This window comes from Variovorax beijingensis (genome assembly GCF_007828835.1).
GTDB classification, from domain to species: domain Bacteria; phylum Pseudomonadota; class Gammaproteobacteria; order Burkholderiales; family Burkholderiaceae_C; genus Variovorax; species Variovorax beijingensis_A.
The window spans coordinates 155,890-173,015 of the sequence record NZ_VIVL01000010.1 but is presented as its reverse complement, the minus strand read 5'-3'; the positions used below and the strand labels follow the sequence as shown (position 1 = coordinate 173,015).

Sequence of the window (17,126 nt, the reverse complement as noted above, 5' to 3'; positions counted from 1 at the left end):
AAGGAAAGACCATGGCCCAGACCCAAGACAAGATCATCATCTCCTGCGCGGTGACCGGCTCGGTGCACACACCGGCGATGTCGCCGTACCTGCCCCTCACGCCGCAGCAGATCTCCGAGCAGGCGATCGAAGCGGCCGAGGCGGGTGCCGCCATCCTGCACCTGCACGCGCGCGATCCCAGCGACGGACGGCCGACGGCGGACCCCAAAGTGTTCGACCAGTTCGTGCCACGCATCCGCGATGCGACGAATGCCGTCATCAATATCACCACCGGTGGCAGCACGCGCATGACGCTGGAAGAGCGCCTGGCCTTCCCGCTGCAAGCCAAGCCGGAGATGTGTTCTCTGAACATGGGCTCGATGAACTTCTCCATCCACCCGGCGGCCCGCAAGATCCGTGAGTGGCGCTACGAGTGGGAGAAGCCCTACATCGAGGGCATGGAAGACCTGATTTTCCGCAATACCTTTCGCGACATCCGGCACATCCTGAAAGTGCTGGGCGAGGACTGCGGCACGCGCTTCGAGTTCGAGTGCTACGACGTTGGCCACCTCTACAACCTGGCGCACTTCATGGATGAAGGGCTGGTGCGGGGGCCGCTGTTCATCCAGATGATCGGCGGGGTGTTGGGCGGCATCGGCCCCGATCCGGAGAACCTGGTCTTCATGAAGACCACGGCCGACCGTCTGTTCGGCGACCGCTACCGCTTCTCGGTGCTGGGTGCGGGGCGCCACCAGATGCCCCTGCTCACGGTGGGTGCCGTGCTGGGCGGCAACGTGCGCGTGGGGTTGGAAGACAGCCTGTACCTCGGCCGCGGCCAGCTCGCGCGCAGCTGCGCCGATCAAGTGCGAAAGATCCGCCGCATCCTCGAAGAGCTCTCGCTGGAGATCGCCACGCCCGACGAGGCGCGCGCGATGCTGGGGCTCAAGGGTGCGCGCGCCGTGGCTTTCTGATGACGGAGGAGACACCCAGATGAACGCTTCACGACAACTCCTGGCCGGCCTGGCGCTTTGCCTCGCGGCAAGCATGGCAGCAGCACAGAAGACCGAGACGGTGAAGATCGCCGTCATCGACCCGCTCTCGGGTCCCGCGGCCGTCACCGGCGTCAATCAGTTCAAGACCGCGGAGTTCTTCGCAGGCGTGTTGAACCGCAGTCGGAGCGGCAGCGAACCCCGCTACGAGGTGTTCGGCCTCGACAGCAAGCGAAGCGCCGCTGAAGCCGTGACGCAGGTGCAGGCCGCGATCGCTCGTGGCGCGCGCTTCATCGTGCAGGGCAACGGCTCGGCGGTGGCTCTGGCGATCTCCGAGGCCGTGGCCAGGCACAACGAGGCAAATCCCGGCTGCGAGGTCATCTATGCCAACCAGGCCGCGATCGATCCGGCGCTGACCAACGAGAAGTGCAGCTTCTGGCACTTCCGCATCGACGCCGACGTGTCCATGCGCATGGATGGCGAGCACCCCCACGTCCTGCCAGCTGGTTCGGCCGGTTCCGCCGGTTGCTCCGAACCCGGGCAAGTCCAGAGCCGGCTGAGCCGGCGGTACCCCGTGCCGGGCCCGGAGGAGAACCAATGCCGGCACGGATCTTCACCATCACAGGAGAAAACATGATCATTCGTCGTCCCCCTGCGGGCGTCTCCTTCGGCTCGGCTTCGATGGATCGCCGAGCGTGCCTTCGGCGTGTTGTCGGTTATGCCGGCCTGCTCGGCGTTGGCGCATCCCTCGCAGCTTGCGGCGGCGGGGGCTATGCCTCGGCCCCGGTCGCGGCCACGGCAACCGGGTCCGGTCTGGTCTACACGCCCGATATCCAGGGGCCGTTCCCGATCCCGCAGAACGAACGCGGCCTTCCCACCGTGACGGCCGAGCCGTACTTTCAGGTTTCCGACAAGGGCCTGCAGCTCGAAGGTGCGTCGTTCGACCGCGATGGCAATCTGCTGTTCGTCGATGTCTTCGGTGGCACGATTTTCAAGTTGTCGCCCACCAAGTCCCTGAGCACGGTGTTGCCCGCCAACAACCGTGGTGCGGCCGGGCTGGCGATCCACAAGGATGGGCGCATCTTCGTGGCTGGCTTGGGCAACTTCGTCGATACGGGCAGTGTTTTCTGGATCAATCCCGACGGCAGTGGCCTGACGACCATCGTCCCGGCCAGTGCAGGCTACTTGCCCGACGACCTCGTTTTCGACGCCAATGGCGGCTTCTACTTCACGGACTTCCGGGGCAGCACGACCAACCCCATCGGCGGCGTCTACTACGTCTCCCCCGACTTCAAGACCATCACGCCGATTCTCGAGCACATGGCGATCGCGAACGGTGTCTGCCTGAGCCCTGACGGCAAGGTGCTCTGGGCCACGGAGTTGAGCGCCGGGCGTCTTCACAAGGTGGAGATGGCGGACGCGACCAAGATCGCGCCGTTCGGCACGGCGGTTCCCTACTACTTCAGCGGGTTCGCGCCGGATTCCATGCGATCCGATTCCGATGGCAACGTGTACGTGGCCATGTATTCGCAAGGCCGAGTCCTGGCGTTCAACCCGAATGGCATCGCCATCGGCCAGATCCTGCTGCCAAAGCGAGACAGCGGGCACAACATGCGCTCGACCAGCGTTGGCTTCGTGCCAGGGACGAACGAGATGGTCATCCTGACCAACGACGCGGACGGGGGGGAGGGATCGTGGATCTTCCGGGCCAAGGGCTTCGCCAAGGGTACCGTCCTCTATTCCCATACTTGAGACTTTCATTCTTCTGAGGAACTGGACATGAAGTATTTGCACAACCGGGTGGCCATCGTCACCGGCGCCGGTGGCGGCCTGGGACGAGCGCACGCGCTCGAACTGGCCCGCCACGGCGCGCGCGTGGTCGTCAACGACCTGCGCGGCGACCAGGAAGGATCGTCCGCGCGCGCCGTGGCCGACGAGATCCGCCGCGCAGGGGGCGAGGCGCTGGTGGACGGCGGCGATGTCTGCGACCCCGCGCAGATGGAGGCGATGGTCGCGACCGCTGCCGCCAAGTGGGGCCGCGTGGACATCCTCGTGAACAACGCCGGCATCCTGCGCGACAAGTCCTTCGCCAAGATGGCGCTGGAGGACTTTCGGAAGGTTCTGGAGGTCCACGTGATGGGCGCGGTGCATTGCACGAAGGCCGTCTGGGAGCGCATGCGCTCCCAGAAGCACGGCCGCATCGTGATGACCACCTCGTCGTCCGGCCTGTACGGCAACTTCGGCCAAGCCAATTACGGCGCGGCCAAGATGGCCTTGGTCGGCCTCATGCAGACGCTGGCGCTGGAAGGCGAGAAGCACGGCATCCATGTGAACTGCCTGGCGCCCAGCGCTGCCACCGGCATGACCGAGGGCGTGCTGCCGCAAGACGCACTCGCGGGCCTTGCGCCGGAGAGGGTGAGTCCTGGCTTGATCGCGCTGGTTGGCGACGACGCGCCCACCCGAATGATCCTGCTGGCCGGCGCCGGCAGCTTCGAGTGCGCGCACGTGACGATGACGCAGGGCGTGTTCGTCGGCGATGCGGCCGATGCGGCGCTGGCGGTTCGCTCGCGCCTGCGAGAGATTCGCTCGCGCGCGGAGGAGACCGTGCCCGGCTCCGGCTGGGAGCAATACAAGCTCGAGTTGACCAAGGCGGGCTTCACCCCGGAGCTGGCCGGCGCTGGGTGAGCGCGGCGCCGCGTACCGCGATGGTGCTCGGTGCTGGCGCCCCGCGTTCTGCTGTTCTGGGGACGTGAGGAGGCGCCGTTCCAAATGCCGGAGATGCACGCCATCGGCACTCCCGCGGCAAGCTGGCAGCTGGCGTCGACCGAGGGCTCAGCCTGCACCTCTCGCCTGGGCTGCCCACTGCGCCTTCTTGCCCTTCATGCCTGCGGGCAAGGCCACCCCGACCCGCCGCCTCGCCATTGAGTTCTCCGGCGAGGCGTTCGCGAGCATGACAGATGCGGCATCTGCATAGGGAATGATCATCTCTGGAATCTTCATCGCAAACATCGGAAGAACCAGCGGTGCCGGCAAAGCCTGGGTGATCGGCGGGAGCGGCGCGGGCAGCGCATCGAGGCTGATGCGAAGGTGTTTCAGTCCCATGGCCGGCTCTTCGACCATTGGCCCCGGACACAGAAGGCGCCAGTCGAGTGGGGACCGCTGCAGACGTTCGTAGTTCTTTCGATGAGGCCAGTAGGTGCTGCGGACCCTTGGAAGATCTACGCCTAGCCTGCCGCTGTTGTCGAGCGGAAGCAGTGCCGCACCCGCGAGGAACCAGCACACCGGCCGTTCGTTCTCGCCAACTGACTCCAGAGCGGTGGCAATGCGCTCCACCAGATCGACAAAGGCTTCTCCTTCAGTCACCACGCCAGCGCAGGACACGAACACATCGTGGCCAGCGGCGAACGACGCGATCTGCGCTGAAGCGGCGGATGCGAGATCGATGTCCGACACCTGGGCATGCGCCGCGATCTCGGGCAGCAGCCGCGCTCGGCTGCGAACAGCGACAGACAGGCGCCATCCTGCGGCGAGGGCTTGCGCCGCGACGTGCCGGCCGAGATTGCCAGTGGCGCCAACAAGCGCGATGGACGTCATGTGCGAGGCTGACGGGCCTGTGAAAAGAACTACTTTGGGATTCTCCCAGCCGAAGTGCTTTGGCAAGTCCGCAGCGGCCTTTTTCGGCCTACGCGCGGCTTCCTGTCCTCCCAAGGCAACCCGCAGCTTACTCCGCGGGCCCGGGCGCTTTGGGGACAGCCAAATCGCGCCGGAACTGTGTCGGCGTCAAACCGTATGCGGCTTTGAACACGCTGGCAAAGTGCGCCTGGGTCGAAAACCCGCAGGCCAGCGCGATCTCGCCGATCGTCACGCCGGCGCGCGCCGGGTCCTCGAGCTGCCGCCGCGCCGCCAGCAGGCGCTGCCGCCAGATCCACTGCGTCACAGTGCAACCGTGCTGCTCGAAGAGGCGGTCGAGGTTGCGCACCGACATGGCCATCTGCCGGGCCACCGCCGCGGCATCCAGCTCGGGCTCGCCCAAGTGTTCGCTGATGAAAGCCTCGGCGCGCAGCAGCCGCACCGCGGCCGACTCGTTCATCCGTGCCGCCGGCGAGCCCAGCGTGAGCAGCGCTTCCATGAGAGTCTGCACCTGTGAGGCGGCCCCTTCCGCATGCTCGGCCAGCGGCTGGTTCATGAAATCCAGCATCGTCTCCCGCAGCGTGGACGCGAGCAGCCGCCCGCTGCGCAATCCGGCTTCGAACTTGACGGGGGCCTCAAGACGCCGCAGCCGCCCGCCGCCGAACAGCCGGTCTGCGCTGATGTCCACTTGCACCTGCCGCATCTCGCGCGTGAAGCCGTACAGGTAGGGCAGGGTCGTGGGATAGAGGATCAGGTCGCCCTCCTGCACCGGCACGCAGCGTCCGGCCTGGTAGAAGAAGGCTTCGCCCTTGAGCAGGATGCAGGCGAAAACCGAATCCTTGGGGTGGCGTCGCAGCATGGGCTCGGCGCGTTCCACCACATGCTCGTTGCCGCTGATCTCGGCCATGCGCAGCGTGGCCAGATCGAAGTTGCGCTCCCGGGCGCGAAGGCCCTGGGGCGAATAGGCCGAGCAGCGCAGGCCGATCAGCTCGTTGGCGTTGTGCGACTCCCAGTACTCCAGCCGCTGCGAGGGGGGAACGAAGTCTGTCGATGCTTCGACGACGGGCACGAGCGAGGGGTGCATTCTGCCTTCTGATGTCTGCACAGGGCAGCAGGTCGAGCATCGATGCTAGCAGTGCGCCTTGTTGCCGGCCACAGGGGGGCGCTAGGGAAAACCATGAACCGGGCACCGGTTGTCGGGATCAGGAAAACAGCTTGTCCAGCGCACGAAAGCGCAAGGCGGGGCCCCTGCCTACAGTTGCCGCCATCGATGACAACCGCAGGAGACATCATGCCGCCCACCTCGCTTTCCCCCGAATTTTGGCGTGATATCGCCCCGATCAAGGACGTGTTCAAGCCCGACGCTCAACCGGAAGTGCACATCGCCGATGCGCCCACCAGCGACCTGCGCTATTACGTTCCCTTCAGCGACACCGTCTCCTCGCGGCCGCTGTGGATCTCGCCCAGACGAAACATGTGGGCCGACGTGCTGTACGCCAGCGGCCCCGGCCTGGTCAACCGTCACTACCACCCCCACGAGGTGTTTGCCTACACCATCTCCGGCAAGTGGGGCTACCTGGAGCACGACTGGGTCGCCACCGCCGGCGACTTCGTGTACGAGACGCCTGGCGAGGGCCACACGCTAGTGGCGCACCACCACCCCGACCCGATGCGGGTGTTCTTCATCGTCAAGGGCCCGCTGCTGTGGCTGGACGAGGAGGGCAATTCGGTGGGGCACTTCGATGTGCACGACTACATCGCGCTGTGCCGCGCGCACTACGACAAGGTGGGCATCGGCGCGGCCTACGTCGATACGCTGTTCCGCGGTTGAAGGGAGAGCGACAGATGCGAGCTTTGCGCTGGCACGGGCCGCGCGACCTGCGCCTGACGGAGCTGATCGAGCCTTCGCTGCAGCCGGGCGAACTGCGCGTGTCGGTGGCTTATTGCGGCATCTGCGGCAGCGACCTGCACGAATACGCGAACGGGCCGCATGCGATTCCCGTGGAGAGCCCGCACCCGCTTTCGCAGCGCAAGGCGCCGCTGACACTGGGCCATGAGTTCTGCGGCACCGTGGTCGAAAGCGCGCAGCCGGGCGTGAACGTCGGCACGCCAGTGGCCATCGAGCCGGAGTACCGCTGCGGCCAGTGCGAGGAATGCCGCGCCGGCCGCTACAACCTGTGTCGCCACATGGGCTTCATCGGCTTGATGGGTGACGGCGGCATGGCCGACACCGCCGTGGTGCCCGCGTACGCCGCGCATGTCCTGCCCGAGGCGGTGAGCTTGCGCCAGGCGGCGGTGTTCGAGCCGGCGGCTGTCTCCCTGCATGCCTTGCGGCGCAGCAGCCTGCAGGCCGGGGACGACTGCGTGGTATTCGGCCTCGGCCCCATCGGCCTGCTGCTGGTGGCGCTGCTGCGCAAATGCGGCGCCGGCCGCATCGTCGCCGTGGATGTGGATGCGCAGCGGCTGGAGCGGGCCGGCGCGCTGGGCGCCAGCCACACGGTCGATGCGCGCCAGGCGGACCCGGTACAGGCGGTGCTGGCGGCCACGGGCGGGCGCGGCGCTGCCGTGGCCTTAGAGGCGGTGGGCAGCCAGGCCACGCTGGACGGCTGCCTGCGCGCCGTGCGCAAGGGCGGCGAGGTGATGCTCGTCGGCCTGATGGGGGAGGCGCGCTTCGATGCCTTCGACATGGTCAACCGCGAGCTGCGCCTGTCCACCAGCGTCGGCTACCGCGACGTCTTTCCGACCCTGATCGACTGGACCGCACGCGGCGAGTTCGATCCCGCCGCGATCGTCACCCGCGTGGTGAGCCTGGAGGAAGCGGTGCCGCGCGGGTTCGAGGCGCTGCTGCAGGACAAGGCTCAGGTCAAGGTGCTGGTCACACCGCAGGCGGCGCTGGCGGAGGACGCCGCGTGAGCTTCCTGCCCGATCTGTTCGTCGGCCGCAGCGCCGTGGTCGTCGGAGGAACCTCGGGCATCGGTGCGGCGACCGCCGTGCGGCTGGCGCAGCTCGGCGCGCAGGTCACGGCGGTGGGCCTCGATCCGCACGGCGAATACGCGCCACGCCACGCACGGGTGCGCTGCGAGGCCTTCGACGTCACGCAGACCCAGGATTTCGCGGGCCTGTTCGCCGGCCGGACCGCGCTGGACATGCTGGTGCACTGCGCCGGCATCAGCCGAGACCGGCACGAATACGAACTGGACGTGTTCCAAGAGGTGCTGCAGGTCAACCTCACCTCGCTGATGCGCGTCTGCAAGGCCGCCGCGCCGCGGCTGATCCACGCGCAGGGCTGCGTGGTGAGCATCGCTTCGATGTTCAGCACCTTCGGCAGCGCCGAACGGCCCGCCTACGCCGCCAGCAAGGGCGGCGTGGTGCAGCTCACACGCTCGCTGGCGCAGGCCTATGCGCCCGCCAAGGTGCGGGTGAACGCGGTGGCACCGGGCTGGATCCGCACCCCGCTTTCGGCCGACCTGCAGGCCGACGTTGCGGCCAGCCGCCGGATCATGGAGCGCACGCCGCTGGCCCGCTGGGGCGTGCCGGCCGACGTGGCCGAGGCCGTGGCCTTCCTGTGTTCGCCCGCCGCGGCCTACATCACCGGTATCACCCTGCCCGTGGACGGGGGCTATCTCACCGTCTGACCACCATCGAGGAGACAAGGACATGAACGACACGCAAACCATCCGCCGGCGTTTGCTGCTGCAGGGTGCCACCGCCGCCGCGGCCACCCTGGGCCTGCCCGCCGCGCGCGCTGCCGAACGCCCGATCAAGATCGGCTATGTCAGCCCGCTCACCGGCCCATATGCGCTGTTCGGCGAGGCCGACCGCTACGTCACCGACCAGGTCCGCGCGCTGCTGAAGAATGGCCTTCACGTGGGTGGCAAGACCTACCCGGTGGACATCCTGGTGCGCGACAGCCAGTCCAACCCCAACAAGGCGGCCGAGCTGGCCGGCAACCTGATCCTCAAGGACAAGGTCGACCTGATGCTGCCCTCGTGCACGTCCGAAACGGTGAACCCCGTGGCCGACCAGTGCGAGCTCAACGGCGTGCCCTGCCTGTCCACCGTGCAGCCCTGGCAAAGCTATTTCTTCTCGCGCGGCGGAAAGCCCGAGAAGCCCTTCGAATGGACCTTCCACTTCTTCTGGGGCCTGGAGGACATCATCGCCGGCTTCATCGGCATGTGGAACTCGGTGCCCACCAACATGAAGATCGGCTTCCTGTTCGAGCGCAGCACCGACGGCGAGGCCTGGGGCAACAAGGAGTTCGGTTTCCCGCCGGCGGTCACCAAGGCGGGCTACACCTTCGTGACGCCGCCGTACTTCCAGCCGATGACGGCCGACTTCTCGCCGCAAATCACCGAGTTCAAGAACGCGGGCGTCGACATCATCGCGGGCATCACGTTGCCGCAGGACCTGAAGAACTTCATGGCGCAATGCGCGCAGCAAGGCTACAAGCCGAAGATCGTCACTGTGGGCAAGGCGCTGCTCTTCCCCTCGGCGGTGGGCGCGATGGGCGACCTGGGACTGGGCATGAGCACCGAGGTGTGGTGGACATCGGCCTTTCCGTTCAAGTCGTCGCTCACCGGCGAGACCAGCGCCAAGCTCGCCGCCGATTACGAGGCGACCGCCAAGAAGCAGTGGACGCAGCCGCTGGGCTATTCGCACGCGCTGTGGGAGGTGGCGCTCGACGCGCTCAAGCGCAGCGGCAACCCGCACGACCGCAAGGCCGTGCGCGACGCCATCCTGTCGACGCAGTTGCAGACGCTGGTCGGCCCCGTCAGCTGGAAGGGTGGCCCCGTGAAGAACATCGCGAAAACCGCGGTGCTCGGCGGCCAATGGGTGCGGGGCGGCAAATTCAAGTACGACCTGGTGATCGTGGACAACACCACCGCCAAGGTGGTGCCCGCGGCCGCCAAGTTGAAGCCGCTATGAACGCCGGGCCGCTGCTTGCGGCGCGGGGATTGGGCAAGTCCTACGGCGCGCTGAAGGTCATTTCGGACCTCGACTTCGATGTCGTGGAAGGCGAGGTGCTGGGCGTGCTCGGGCCCAATGGCGCGGGCAAGACCACCTTGTTCAACCTGGTCAGCGGCGATGTGGCCGTGGATGCCGGCGAGCTGGTGTTCGACGGCCGCGCGCTCGGTGGAGAGCCGCCTTTCCAGCGCTGCCGGATGGGCATCGCGCGCACCTACCAGATCCCGCGCCCGTACGGCGGCATGACGGCCTTCGAGAACCTGTTGGTGGCATCCATGTTCGGCGGCGCGCAGGGCGAGCGCCAAGCCACCCAGCGCTGCGCCGAGATCCTGGAGCAGTGCGGACTGGCGGCCCGGGCCAACGTGCTGGCGGGCAGCCTGACCTTGCTGGACCGAAAACGCCTGGAGCTGGCGCGCGCCCTGGCCAGCGGCCCCCGGCTGCTGCTGCTCGACGAGATCGCCGGCGGGCTGACCGACGAGGAAGCCCACGAGCTGGTGAAGCTGGTGTCGTCGCTCAAGGCCCAGCGCATCACCATCGTCTGGATTGAGCACGTGCTCCGCGCGCTGATGGCCGTGGCGGATCGTCTGCTGGTGCTGAACTTCGGCCGCAGGCTCACCGAAGGCGCGCCGGCCGAGGTCATGGCCCACCCCGATGTGCAGCGCGTCTACATGGGGATTGAAGCGTGACCAACTGCCTGCTGCAAACGCGCGGCCTGACCGCCCGCTATGGCGACTTCCAGGCGCTCTTCGGCCTCGACATCGAGGTGGCCGCCGGGGAGGTGGTGGCCCTGATCGGCGCCAACGGCGCCGGCAAATCGACCTTGCTCAAGTGCGTCACGGGCCTGCTTCCCACCCGGCCGGGCATGGTGATGCTGGGCGGCGAATCGATCGCGGGGCTCGCGCCGCACCAGATCGTGCAGCGCGGCGTGGCCATGGTGCCCGAAGGCCGGCGCCTGTTCGCGGGCCTCACGGTGGAGGACAACCTGCAGGTCGCGCGCGACCACGCGCGGCGGCTCGCCAGCGGCGAAGGCCCGGGCTGGACGTTCGAGCGCGTCTATGAGCTGTTTCCGGTGCTGTCCGAGAAGCGGCGCGTGGCGGTGGAGTCGCTTTCGGGCGGGCAGCAGCAGATGGTGGCCATCGGTCGCGCGCTGCTGTGCAACCCGAGGCTGCTGCTGTGCGACGAGCTGTCGTTGGGACTCGCGCCCAAGGTCATCGGCGAGATCTATGCCGCGCTGCCCGTCATCGCGGCCGAAGGCACGGCGATGGTTCTGGTGGAGCAGGACGTATCGCTCGCGCAGCGGGCCTCCAGCCGGCTCTATTGCCTCTTGGAAGGCCGGGTCACGCTGCACGCGGCCTCGGGCAAGGTGGGGCGGGAGGCGATCACTCGGGCGTTCTTCGGAGGAGCCGCGCATGCAATGGCTTGATGCCGTCATCCAGGGCGTGCTGCTGGGCGGCCTGTACGCGCAGTACGCGCTGGGCATGTCGCTGATGTTCGGCGTCATGCGCATCGTCAACACCGCCCACGGCGACCTGCTGGTGCTGCTGGCGTTCGTGGCGATCACGCTGGCCGCGCATCTCGGGCTCGGGCCATTCGCCTCGATGGCGCTGCTCACGCCGCTGGCGGCCGTCGGCGGCTACGCGCTGCAGCGCGGCCTGCTCAACCGCGTGGTCGGCAGCGATCCGCTGCCCTCACTGATCGCGACGTTCGGGCTGTCGCTGGCGATCCAGAACCTGCTGCTGGAGCTGTTCTCGGCCGACGCACGCTCCCTGCCCGGCGGCGGCCTCGAGGCGGCCAGCCTGGGATTGGGGCCGCTGCGCGTGGGCCTGCTGCCGCTGCAGATCTTCGTCGCCGCACTCATGCTCACCGTGGCCGTACAGTTGCTGCTGCAGCGTACCGCCTTCGGCCGCGCGCTGCGCGCATCGGCCGCCGACGCGGACGCCGCGGCCACTACCGGCGTCAATCCGCGCCACGTCTATGCCGGAGCCACGGCGCTGGCGGTCGGCGTGCTGGGCGTGGCGGCGGTGTTCCAGGCGCTGCGGGTCACCGTGTCGCCGGCCGACGGTCCGGGCCAGCTGATCTACGCCTTCGAGGCCGTGATCATCGGCGGCATGGGTTCGATCTGGGGCGGCTTTCTGGGCGCGATGGCGCTAGGCGTGGCCCAGGCGCTCGGGGCCCGCGTCGATGCCGGCTGGGGCCCGCTGACCGGCCACGTCCTCTTCCTGGCCATCCTGGCCGTCCGCCCGCAGGGGCTGATCTCCAACGTACGCCGATGAATCCGATGACCATTGCCAGGCAGACCACGGGCAGCCGGGTCGCCTTCACCATTGCCGCCGGGGCCATGCTGGCCATGGTCAGCATGCCCTGGTGGTCCGACAGCGGGACCATCCGCTCGGTCGTGGAACTGGCCTGCTATATCTCGCTCGCGCTGATGTGGAACCTGCTCGCGGGCTACGCCGGCCTGGTGTCGGTGGGGCAGCAGGCCTTCATGGGCGTGGCGGGCTACGCCTTGTTCGTGTTGGCCAACCGCTGGGACGTCGATCCCTTCCTGGCCGTGGGCTTGTGCCTGGCCGCACCGGTTCTTCTGGCGGTGCCCAGCTACGCGCTGCTGCGCCGTCTTGAAGGGCCGTACTTCGCCATCGGCACCTGGGTCATCGCCGAGGTGTGCCGGCTGCTGGCCTCCAACACCGAAGCGCTGGGCAGCAGCTCGGGCATGACGCTGCGCGCCATGCAACAGTACGCCCCCGAGGTGCGCGAGACGGGCGTGCTGTGGCTGGCGGCAGCCATGCTGTTGCTCACCTTCGGCGGCACCTACCTGCTGCTGCGATCGAGGCATGGCCTAGCCTTGACCGCGATGCGCGACAACGCGGTGGCCGCGGCCAGCCAGGGCGTCAACGTCGGCCGGCTGAAGTTCATGGTCTTCCTGGCCGCCGCGGTGGGCACGGGCCTCGTCGGCGCCGTGTACTACCTCAACGCGCTGCGTCTTTCGCCCAATGCCGGTTTCGATCCCAACTGGACATCGATCGCGATCTTCATGGTGATGGTGGGTGGCATCGGAACGCTGGAAGGTCCGCTGATCGGCGCGTTGCTGTACTTCGCCGCCGACCGGCTGTTCTCGGAGTACGGAGCGAGCTACATGGTCGCGCTGGGGCTCTTGACGCTGGTCGTCGCGCTCTACGCGCGCGGCGGTTTGTGGGGCGTGGTGACGGCGCGCGTGGACTGGCACTGGTTCCCCACGCGACGGCGGTTGATGCCGCAGGCGCGCTGATCGAACCGGCGCCCAGGGGAGTTCGAGGTAGCAAGGGGCTCGAAGAAGTCCCATGCAGGAGACTTCAATGCGATCCAACTGTTCCCGCGAGCAAGCGTGATGCGGCGGCCTGACCTGCTCCTGCGCATGGCCGCGCGCCGAGGCGAGCCTGGCGCCAGCCTTGAAATCGCCCGGCGCTACTTCCTCGGCGGTGACAGCTTTCCGAAAAACATCGAGCTGGGGCTGGCATACCTTCAGCAAGAACCGCTGAGGGAGTCGACCGCCGCGGTTGAGTTGGTGGGCGAGCTGGTCCCGCTGGAGACGCTCCTGGCCCAGGGGGATCGCGGCGTGCTCGAACGTGCTGCGGCGCGCAGGCTGCGGGCGCCGATGGCCAAGCTGGGTTTTTGGCAAGTACTGTGCGCCTCCGATCGGGCCGACGGAATCGGCTGGCTGATTCGCGCGGGTGTACTGGCCGGCGACCATCCCTTCGCGAGTGTCTTCGCGTCCAGCGACCTGGCGACTCTGCTCGCTGCGCAGGTATCGAGAAGCTGCTCGACGCACGCGAGTTGCTGTGTGTCGCTGTCGAGCGCGCTCTTGCATGCCAGCATCTAGAAGACGCACGTTTCAGCTTGCTGGCGCTCTTGGGATTGGATCACTCAGGGCACATGCCGGCAAGGCTCGACGTGCTTGTGTTCGCGCTGACGCGCCTTGCTGCATCCTCCGGCGGCCAGGTGGGCCTTCCTGCATCGAGCGTGGAGACGAGTTTGGGGGCTGTGGGAGAGGACGGCGGCATCGAGGCGCAATACGCGCTCGGATGCGCTTACCTCGGCCTGGCCTACGGCAACGTCGCGCCGCACGATATCGCGCAAAGCAAGGACGGGCGCCGTGGGCGAGCGATTCTGTTGCGTGCAGCCGACGCGGGTAGAGCCGATGCCTGGCTGCGACTCTACGAAGCGGCGGCAAGCTGTCGGGGTCCGGTCAGTGACAAGGAGATGACCCGCTTCTTCCTTGAGCAAGCCGCCGCCGCCGACATCGTGGAAGCGCAGCGGACCTTGGGGGCCTTGCTGCTGAAGGAGGCAGGCTGCCTCGAAGAGGCCGAGCGCGCAGTCCGGTGGCTCCATCAGGCTGCGGCACCGGGCGACCCGGAGTCTCGATATCTCCTCGAAACGCTCGTGCTTCCCCTTCCTCCGCTCGCACCCGCGACCGAGCGCGCGATCATCGAACAGGTTCGCGCAGTGGACGAGGAGCTCGCTGCACGAATGCTGGTCGCTCGTGTCTATCACCTCACCCGGCGAGAAGCGATGAACTGCAATAGTCCGCCCGAGGCCGTTGTTGACGGCTGGGTGTTTAGGGCGTGTTGTCGGTGACGTGTTGAAGCAGAGCGAACGCCACTCCACATAAAACGACGCTCGAGATAATGCGCCTTATGCGGAGCTGCGCATAAGGTGCACGCCAGACGAAGATTCGACAACTGCTCAAGGCTGGCGCAAATGCGATCGCTGCACCGGCATTGCAGCGCATCGCTGCCCTGTATCGAATTGAGCAAGAAGTTGCCATGGTCACGACGGGTGAACGTCAGGAGGCACGAGGCGGGCGTAGCCGGCCGCTCTGGAACGCCCTGCATGCCTGGATGACTGCTGAACGCCGCAAGGTGCCTGATGGTGGCGGTGCAGCCGCAGCGCTCGACTACAGCCTCGATCGTTGGAAGGCACTCGGCCACTTCCTGGAAGACGGTGACGTGAGCATCGACAACAACCATTGCGAGAACCTGATCCGTCCATGGGCCATGGGACGAAAGGCATGGCTCTTCGCGGGCAGTGAGCTTGCCGGTCAGCGTGCTGCAGTGGTCATGAGCCTCCTGCACTCGGCCAAGCTGCATGGTCATGACCCTTGGGTCTACCTCAAGGACGTGCTCGAACGATTGCCGATGCATCCGAACCATCGCATCGACGAGCTGCTGCCGCACAGATGGCAGCACAAGCCGGAGGCAGCTTAGGGCTCCGAAAGCCGGCCTTCGCCGTCACCTGGTTACGCCGTATCCCTCTTCCATCAAGCCTCGCCGAACCACCTTACTGCGGCCTGTGCAGCCCGGCCGGCCTCAGGCTTTGTTTCGCTGGCCCAAGCGACGACACCGTCCGGCCGCAGTAGCAACGCGCTCAAGCCAAGGGCATTCTTTGCGCCAAGCGCGAGATACACGATCTGATCCGACCAGCGGCTCGCCACCTCCCCCATCATGGCGTCGGCATTGAAGTCCAGCAGCACGCCTCGACCAACTTCGAGATGCTCGCCGAGTCGGGTACCGTCTGTAAATTCGAAGTCGGGTGCGCTACGGCCGACCAACGGGTGCCCGCCGCCCAGCTCGTATTGGAGCGACACGCCCCAGACGCGCTCAGCAAAGTAGGTCGCGCAGTCGCGTGTGGCCATGAGGTCGCGGATGATCGCCTCAAGTGCGCGCGAACTCCGGCTCGGCCGCATGAGTGCGACCTGCGCTCTCGACCAGTCGAGTACCTCGGAACCCACCGGATGCCGCTCCGCGAAGTAGCTGTCGAGCAACGTGTCGGGCGCGTCGCCGCGGATGACCGACGCGAGCTTCCATCCGAGGTTCATAGCGTCCCCAAGTCCCAGATTCAGACCTTGTCCACCGAGCGGCGAATGGATGTGTGCGGCATCGCCGGCCAGCAACACCCGTCCGCTGCGATAGGTCGTCGCTTGATAGGCCCGATCGGTCCAGGTGGTCGCAAGCCGCAGATTGGTCACAGTGGTGTCAGTCCCGGAGACTCGCCGCAGCACGGACTGAACCTGTTCAAGGGTGACGGCCTCGGTTCGGTGAAAAGCACCACCGTCGAAATCAACCATCGCAATGGTCCCAGGCGCCTGGTACGTGTACATACCCGTCGCTGTGTATTGACGGCCGATGGCCAGCTTGTCCAGATCGGCCAGCTCGACCTCTACCGAGTAGCCGGTGAACTCAGGCTCGGTGCCGGTGAACTCGAAGCCGCCCGCCTTTCGCACTGTGCTACGGCCTCCATCGCATCCGACCAGCCATCGCCCCTTGAACGTCTTCCCGGCTGTGCGAACCGTGACGCTGTCGGCTGACTGATCAAAGCTTTCGACGCCAGCGCCTCGCCAGATCTCGACCCCGGCTGTCTGGGCACGGGCGGAGAGCACAGTTTCGATGTGCTCCATGGTGGTCGCCATGTTGGTGCCGGCTGGGCTCGGCAAGCGATGCGGCCACTGAGACGGCTCGACGTTGTCCAGAAGGAACTGGATGCCAGCGAAGTGACCGCCCGGGCGGCGTCGTTGATTCATCCAATGCGGCGCAGTAGTGGTGGCCGAGGCCGTCTTGTCCGACGAAGGTTGGACGTGCGTGATGTCGGCCAGCATTCCACGACGGTAGAAGGCCTCGATCGTTGGAGCGGAGAGGCCGCGCATCCCGAAAGGCAAGCGCTTCAGCGGCGCACGCGGGTCTTCGGCTTGCTCCAACACCAGCACCGTGGCACCGCCCAAGCGAAGCTCGCAGGCCAGGAACAAGCCTACTGGGCCAGCGCCCGCAATGACAACATCGTAGGTTTTCGAATCGTGCATCAACACTCCTTGGTGGTCGTTCGACCGGAGCGGTTGTCGATTCGAAACCGCACGGACGAACAGGGGAGATGCGCAAGCATCCCGGGTTCGTCGTGGGGCCTCGTGCACGATGCACAGGCAGAGCTATCGTTTCCGAAAGGACTTGGGCTTACCGAACCAAGTCTGCCTTTTTCGACAAACTCATTTTAACGCCGGGCGGCACCAAGTGTGGACACCATCAACGCCCGTTCTTTGCCGGAAGCGGAAGTGTAGGCATCGCGTTACAAGGCATTCAACTCGTCAAGGTGGGACAACCAGCCGCATACCTTCATTGTCTTGCGGACGGATGCCGATCAAACCCTTGCCAATTTCGTCAAGTCATCTAGCGAAATCAGAGAGAGGGTCGGGGAGCGTCCCAGCTTGCGACTTCGTTTCTTTGGGCTGGGCCAGGCGGAAGTGCCGAGTTTTCAGCTTCGGTGGAAGGCTCCAATGGGTCTGGCGAGTTGTATGCGAAGCTTGTCAAAAGGGGCGATTGGCAGATCGAATCGGTAAGTCTCGATGGGCAGCAGATTCAAACAGCCACGATCAAGCGCTCTTTCCTCGGCAGCGGCCAGTAAGAGAACTTTCACCAGAAGTGACGCTTAGGGGCGGCCGCGTCACGTTCAGTTGCTGAGCCACAAAGCAAGCAGCGCGAGCAAGTACACAAGCACCAAGAAGCAATTTCCGGGTAGCTGGTTGCGTTCCATGTGCGTTCT

18 protein-coding genes are annotated in these 17,126 nt (G+C 66.4%); 15 read left to right on the top strand and 3 right to left on the bottom strand.

The window, feature by feature from the left end; genetic code table 11:
- Positions 1-11 precede the first annotated feature (11 nt).
- From FB547_RS25445 to FB547_RS25430, 4 genes are read left to right on the top strand one after another with little or no spacing between them, the layout of a single operon-like run.
- Positions 12-950, top strand: coding sequence for a 3-keto-5-aminohexanoate cleavage protein (locus FB547_RS25445; RefSeq protein ID WP_145746433.1), 939 nt, complete (start codon positions 12-14; stop codon positions 948-950).
- Positions 951-969: 19 nt separating this feature from the next.
- The gene (locus tag FB547_RS25440) at positions 970-1,605 is read left to right on the top strand and encodes an ABC transporter substrate-binding protein (protein ID WP_145746432.1); all 636 of its coding nucleotides are present in this window, start codon (positions 970-972) and stop codon (positions 1,603-1,605) included.
- A complete protein-coding gene (locus FB547_RS25435; protein ID WP_261380387.1) occupies positions 1,566-2,720 on the top strand; it encodes an SMP-30/gluconolactonase/LRE family protein in 1,155 nt (384 codons plus the stop codon). Before FB547_RS25440 ends, FB547_RS25435 begins: the two co-directional genes overlap by 40 nt.
- 27 nt (positions 2,721-2,747) lie before the next feature.
- Positions 2,748-3,653, top strand: coding sequence for an SDR family NAD(P)-dependent oxidoreductase (locus FB547_RS25430; RefSeq protein ID WP_145746431.1), 906 nt, complete (start codon positions 2,748-2,750; stop codon positions 3,651-3,653).
- Positions 3,654-3,800: 147 nt separating this feature from the next.
- On the opposite strand, the gene FB547_RS25425 is transcribed toward FB547_RS25430, so the two are convergent.
- Together FB547_RS25425 and FB547_RS25420 are read right to left on the bottom strand one after the other, a co-directional pair.
- A complete protein-coding gene (locus FB547_RS25425; protein ID WP_145746430.1) occupies positions 3,801-4,562 on the bottom strand; it encodes an NAD(P)H-binding protein in 762 nt (253 codons plus the stop codon).
- A 127-nt stretch (positions 4,563-4,689) separates the two neighbouring features.
- Entirely contained in the window at positions 4,690-5,682 is a 993-nt protein-coding gene (locus tag FB547_RS25420) for a helix-turn-helix domain-containing protein (RefSeq protein WP_145746429.1), read from the bottom strand.
- A 207-nt stretch (positions 5,683-5,889) separates the two neighbouring features.
- Here FB547_RS25420 and FB547_RS25415 point away from each other — a divergent pair, with 207 nt between their 5' ends.
- The 11 genes from FB547_RS25415 to FB547_RS25365 all read left to right on the top strand — a co-directional run bounded on the left by FB547_RS25415 (position 5,890) and on the right by FB547_RS25365 (position 14,803).
- Entirely contained in the window at positions 5,890-6,429 is a 540-nt protein-coding gene (locus FB547_RS25415; protein WP_145746428.1) for a 2,4'-dihydroxyacetophenone dioxygenase family protein, read from the top strand.
- A 14-nt stretch (positions 6,430-6,443) separates the two neighbouring features.
- Positions 6,444-7,511, top strand: coding sequence for a 2,3-butanediol dehydrogenase (locus FB547_RS25410; RefSeq protein ID WP_145746427.1), 1,068 nt, complete (start codon positions 6,444-6,446; stop codon positions 7,509-7,511).
- Positions 7,508-8,233 carry an SDR family NAD(P)-dependent oxidoreductase gene (locus FB547_RS25405; RefSeq protein ID WP_145746426.1) on the top strand — a complete coding sequence of 242 codons (726 nt, stop codon included), beginning with the start codon at positions 7,508-7,510 and terminating at the stop codon, positions 8,231-8,233. Before FB547_RS25410 ends, FB547_RS25405 begins: the two co-directional genes overlap by 4 nt.
- Before the next feature lie 22 nt (positions 8,234-8,255).
- Positions 8,256-9,524 carry an ABC transporter substrate-binding protein gene (locus FB547_RS25400; RefSeq protein WP_145746425.1) on the top strand — a complete coding sequence of 423 codons (1,269 nt, stop codon included), beginning with the start codon at positions 8,256-8,258 and terminating at the stop codon, positions 9,522-9,524.
- On the top strand, positions 9,521-10,249 hold the full coding sequence (locus tag FB547_RS25395; protein WP_145746424.1) for an ABC transporter ATP-binding protein: 729 nt from the start codon (positions 9,521-9,523) through the stop codon (positions 10,247-10,249). Before FB547_RS25400 ends, FB547_RS25395 begins: the two co-directional genes overlap by 4 nt.
- Positions 10,246-10,986, top strand: coding sequence for an ABC transporter ATP-binding protein (locus FB547_RS25390; protein ID WP_261380386.1), 741 nt, complete (start codon positions 10,246-10,248; stop codon positions 10,984-10,986). The genes FB547_RS25395 and FB547_RS25390 overlap by 4 nt, the downstream gene beginning before the upstream one ends.
- Positions 10,973-11,836 (top strand): branched-chain amino acid ABC transporter permease, encoded by an 864-nt coding sequence (locus FB547_RS25385; RefSeq protein WP_145746423.1) that lies wholly within the window; start codon positions 10,973-10,975, stop codon positions 11,834-11,836. Before FB547_RS25390 ends, FB547_RS25385 begins: the two co-directional genes overlap by 14 nt.
- The gene (locus tag FB547_RS25380; protein WP_145746422.1) at positions 11,833-12,828 is read left to right on the top strand and encodes a branched-chain amino acid ABC transporter permease; all 996 of its coding nucleotides are present in this window, start codon (positions 11,833-11,835) and stop codon (positions 12,826-12,828) included. The genes FB547_RS25385 and FB547_RS25380 overlap by 4 nt, the downstream gene beginning before the upstream one ends.
- A 126-nt stretch (positions 12,829-12,954) precedes the next feature.
- Entirely contained in the window at positions 12,955-13,419 is a 465-nt protein-coding gene (locus tag FB547_RS25375) for a hypothetical protein (protein WP_145746421.1), read from the top strand.
- A gap of 17 nt (positions 13,420-13,436) precedes the next feature.
- The gene (locus FB547_RS25370) at positions 13,437-14,174 is read left to right on the top strand and encodes a sel1 repeat family protein (protein WP_145746420.1); all 738 of its coding nucleotides are present in this window, start codon (positions 13,437-13,439) and stop codon (positions 14,172-14,174) included.
- Positions 14,175-14,317: 143 nt separating this feature from the next.
- Positions 14,318-14,803, top strand: coding sequence for a transposase (locus FB547_RS25365; RefSeq protein WP_261380385.1), 486 nt, complete (start codon positions 14,318-14,320; stop codon positions 14,801-14,803).
- 53 nt (positions 14,804-14,856) lie between these two features.
- Here the strand turns inward: FB547_RS25365 and FB547_RS25360 are convergent, their stop codons facing one another.
- The gene (locus tag FB547_RS25360; protein ID WP_145746417.1) at positions 14,857-16,392 is read right to left on the bottom strand and encodes an FAD-dependent monooxygenase; all 1,536 of its coding nucleotides are present in this window, start codon (positions 16,390-16,392) and stop codon (positions 14,857-14,859) included.
- Between the last annotated feature and the right edge of the window lie 734 nt (positions 16,393-17,126).

Bases quoted from the DNA above. Each gene is read 5' to 3' on its own strand.
- FB547_RS25425 (WP_145746430.1), bottom strand. From the start codon at position 4,562: ATGACGTCCATCGCGCTTGTTGGCGCCACTGGCAATCTCGGCCGGCAC.
- FB547_RS25400 (WP_145746425.1), top strand. From the start codon at position 8,256: ATGAACGACACGCAAACCATCCGCCGGCGTTTGCTGCTGCAGGGTGCC.
- FB547_RS25360 (WP_145746417.1), bottom strand. From the start codon at position 16,392: ATGCACGATTCGAAAACCTACGATGTTGTCATTGCGGGCGCTGGCCCA.
- FB547_RS25430 (WP_145746431.1), top strand. From the start codon at position 2,748: ATGAAGTATTTGCACAACCGGGTGGCCATCGTCACCGGCGCCGGTGGC.
- FB547_RS25395 (WP_145746424.1), top strand. From the start codon at position 9,521: ATGAACGCCGGGCCGCTGCTTGCGGCGCGGGGATTGGGCAAGTCCTAC.
- FB547_RS25375 (WP_145746421.1), top strand. From the start codon at position 12,955: ATGGCCGCGCGCCGAGGCGAGCCTGGCGCCAGCCTTGAAATCGCCCGG.
- FB547_RS25435 (WP_261380387.1), top strand. From the start codon at position 1,566: ATGCCGGCACGGATCTTCACCATCACAGGAGAAAACATGATCATTCGT.
- FB547_RS25415 (WP_145746428.1), top strand. From the start codon at position 5,890: ATGCCGCCCACCTCGCTTTCCCCCGAATTTTGGCGTGATATCGCCCCG.
- FB547_RS25380 (WP_145746422.1), top strand. From the start codon at position 11,833: ATGAATCCGATGACCATTGCCAGGCAGACCACGGGCAGCCGGGTCGCC.
- FB547_RS25445 (WP_145746433.1), top strand. From the start codon at position 12: ATGGCCCAGACCCAAGACAAGATCATCATCTCCTGCGCGGTGACCGGC.
- FB547_RS25420 (WP_145746429.1), bottom strand. From the start codon at position 5,682: ATGCACCCCTCGCTCGTGCCCGTCGTCGAAGCATCGACAGACTTCGTT.
- FB547_RS25385 (WP_145746423.1), top strand. From the start codon at position 10,973: ATGCAATGGCTTGATGCCGTCATCCAGGGCGTGCTGCTGGGCGGCCTG.
- FB547_RS25410 (WP_145746427.1), top strand. From the start codon at position 6,444: ATGCGAGCTTTGCGCTGGCACGGGCCGCGCGACCTGCGCCTGACGGAG.
- FB547_RS25440 (WP_145746432.1), top strand. From the start codon at position 970: ATGAACGCTTCACGACAACTCCTGGCCGGCCTGGCGCTTTGCCTCGCG.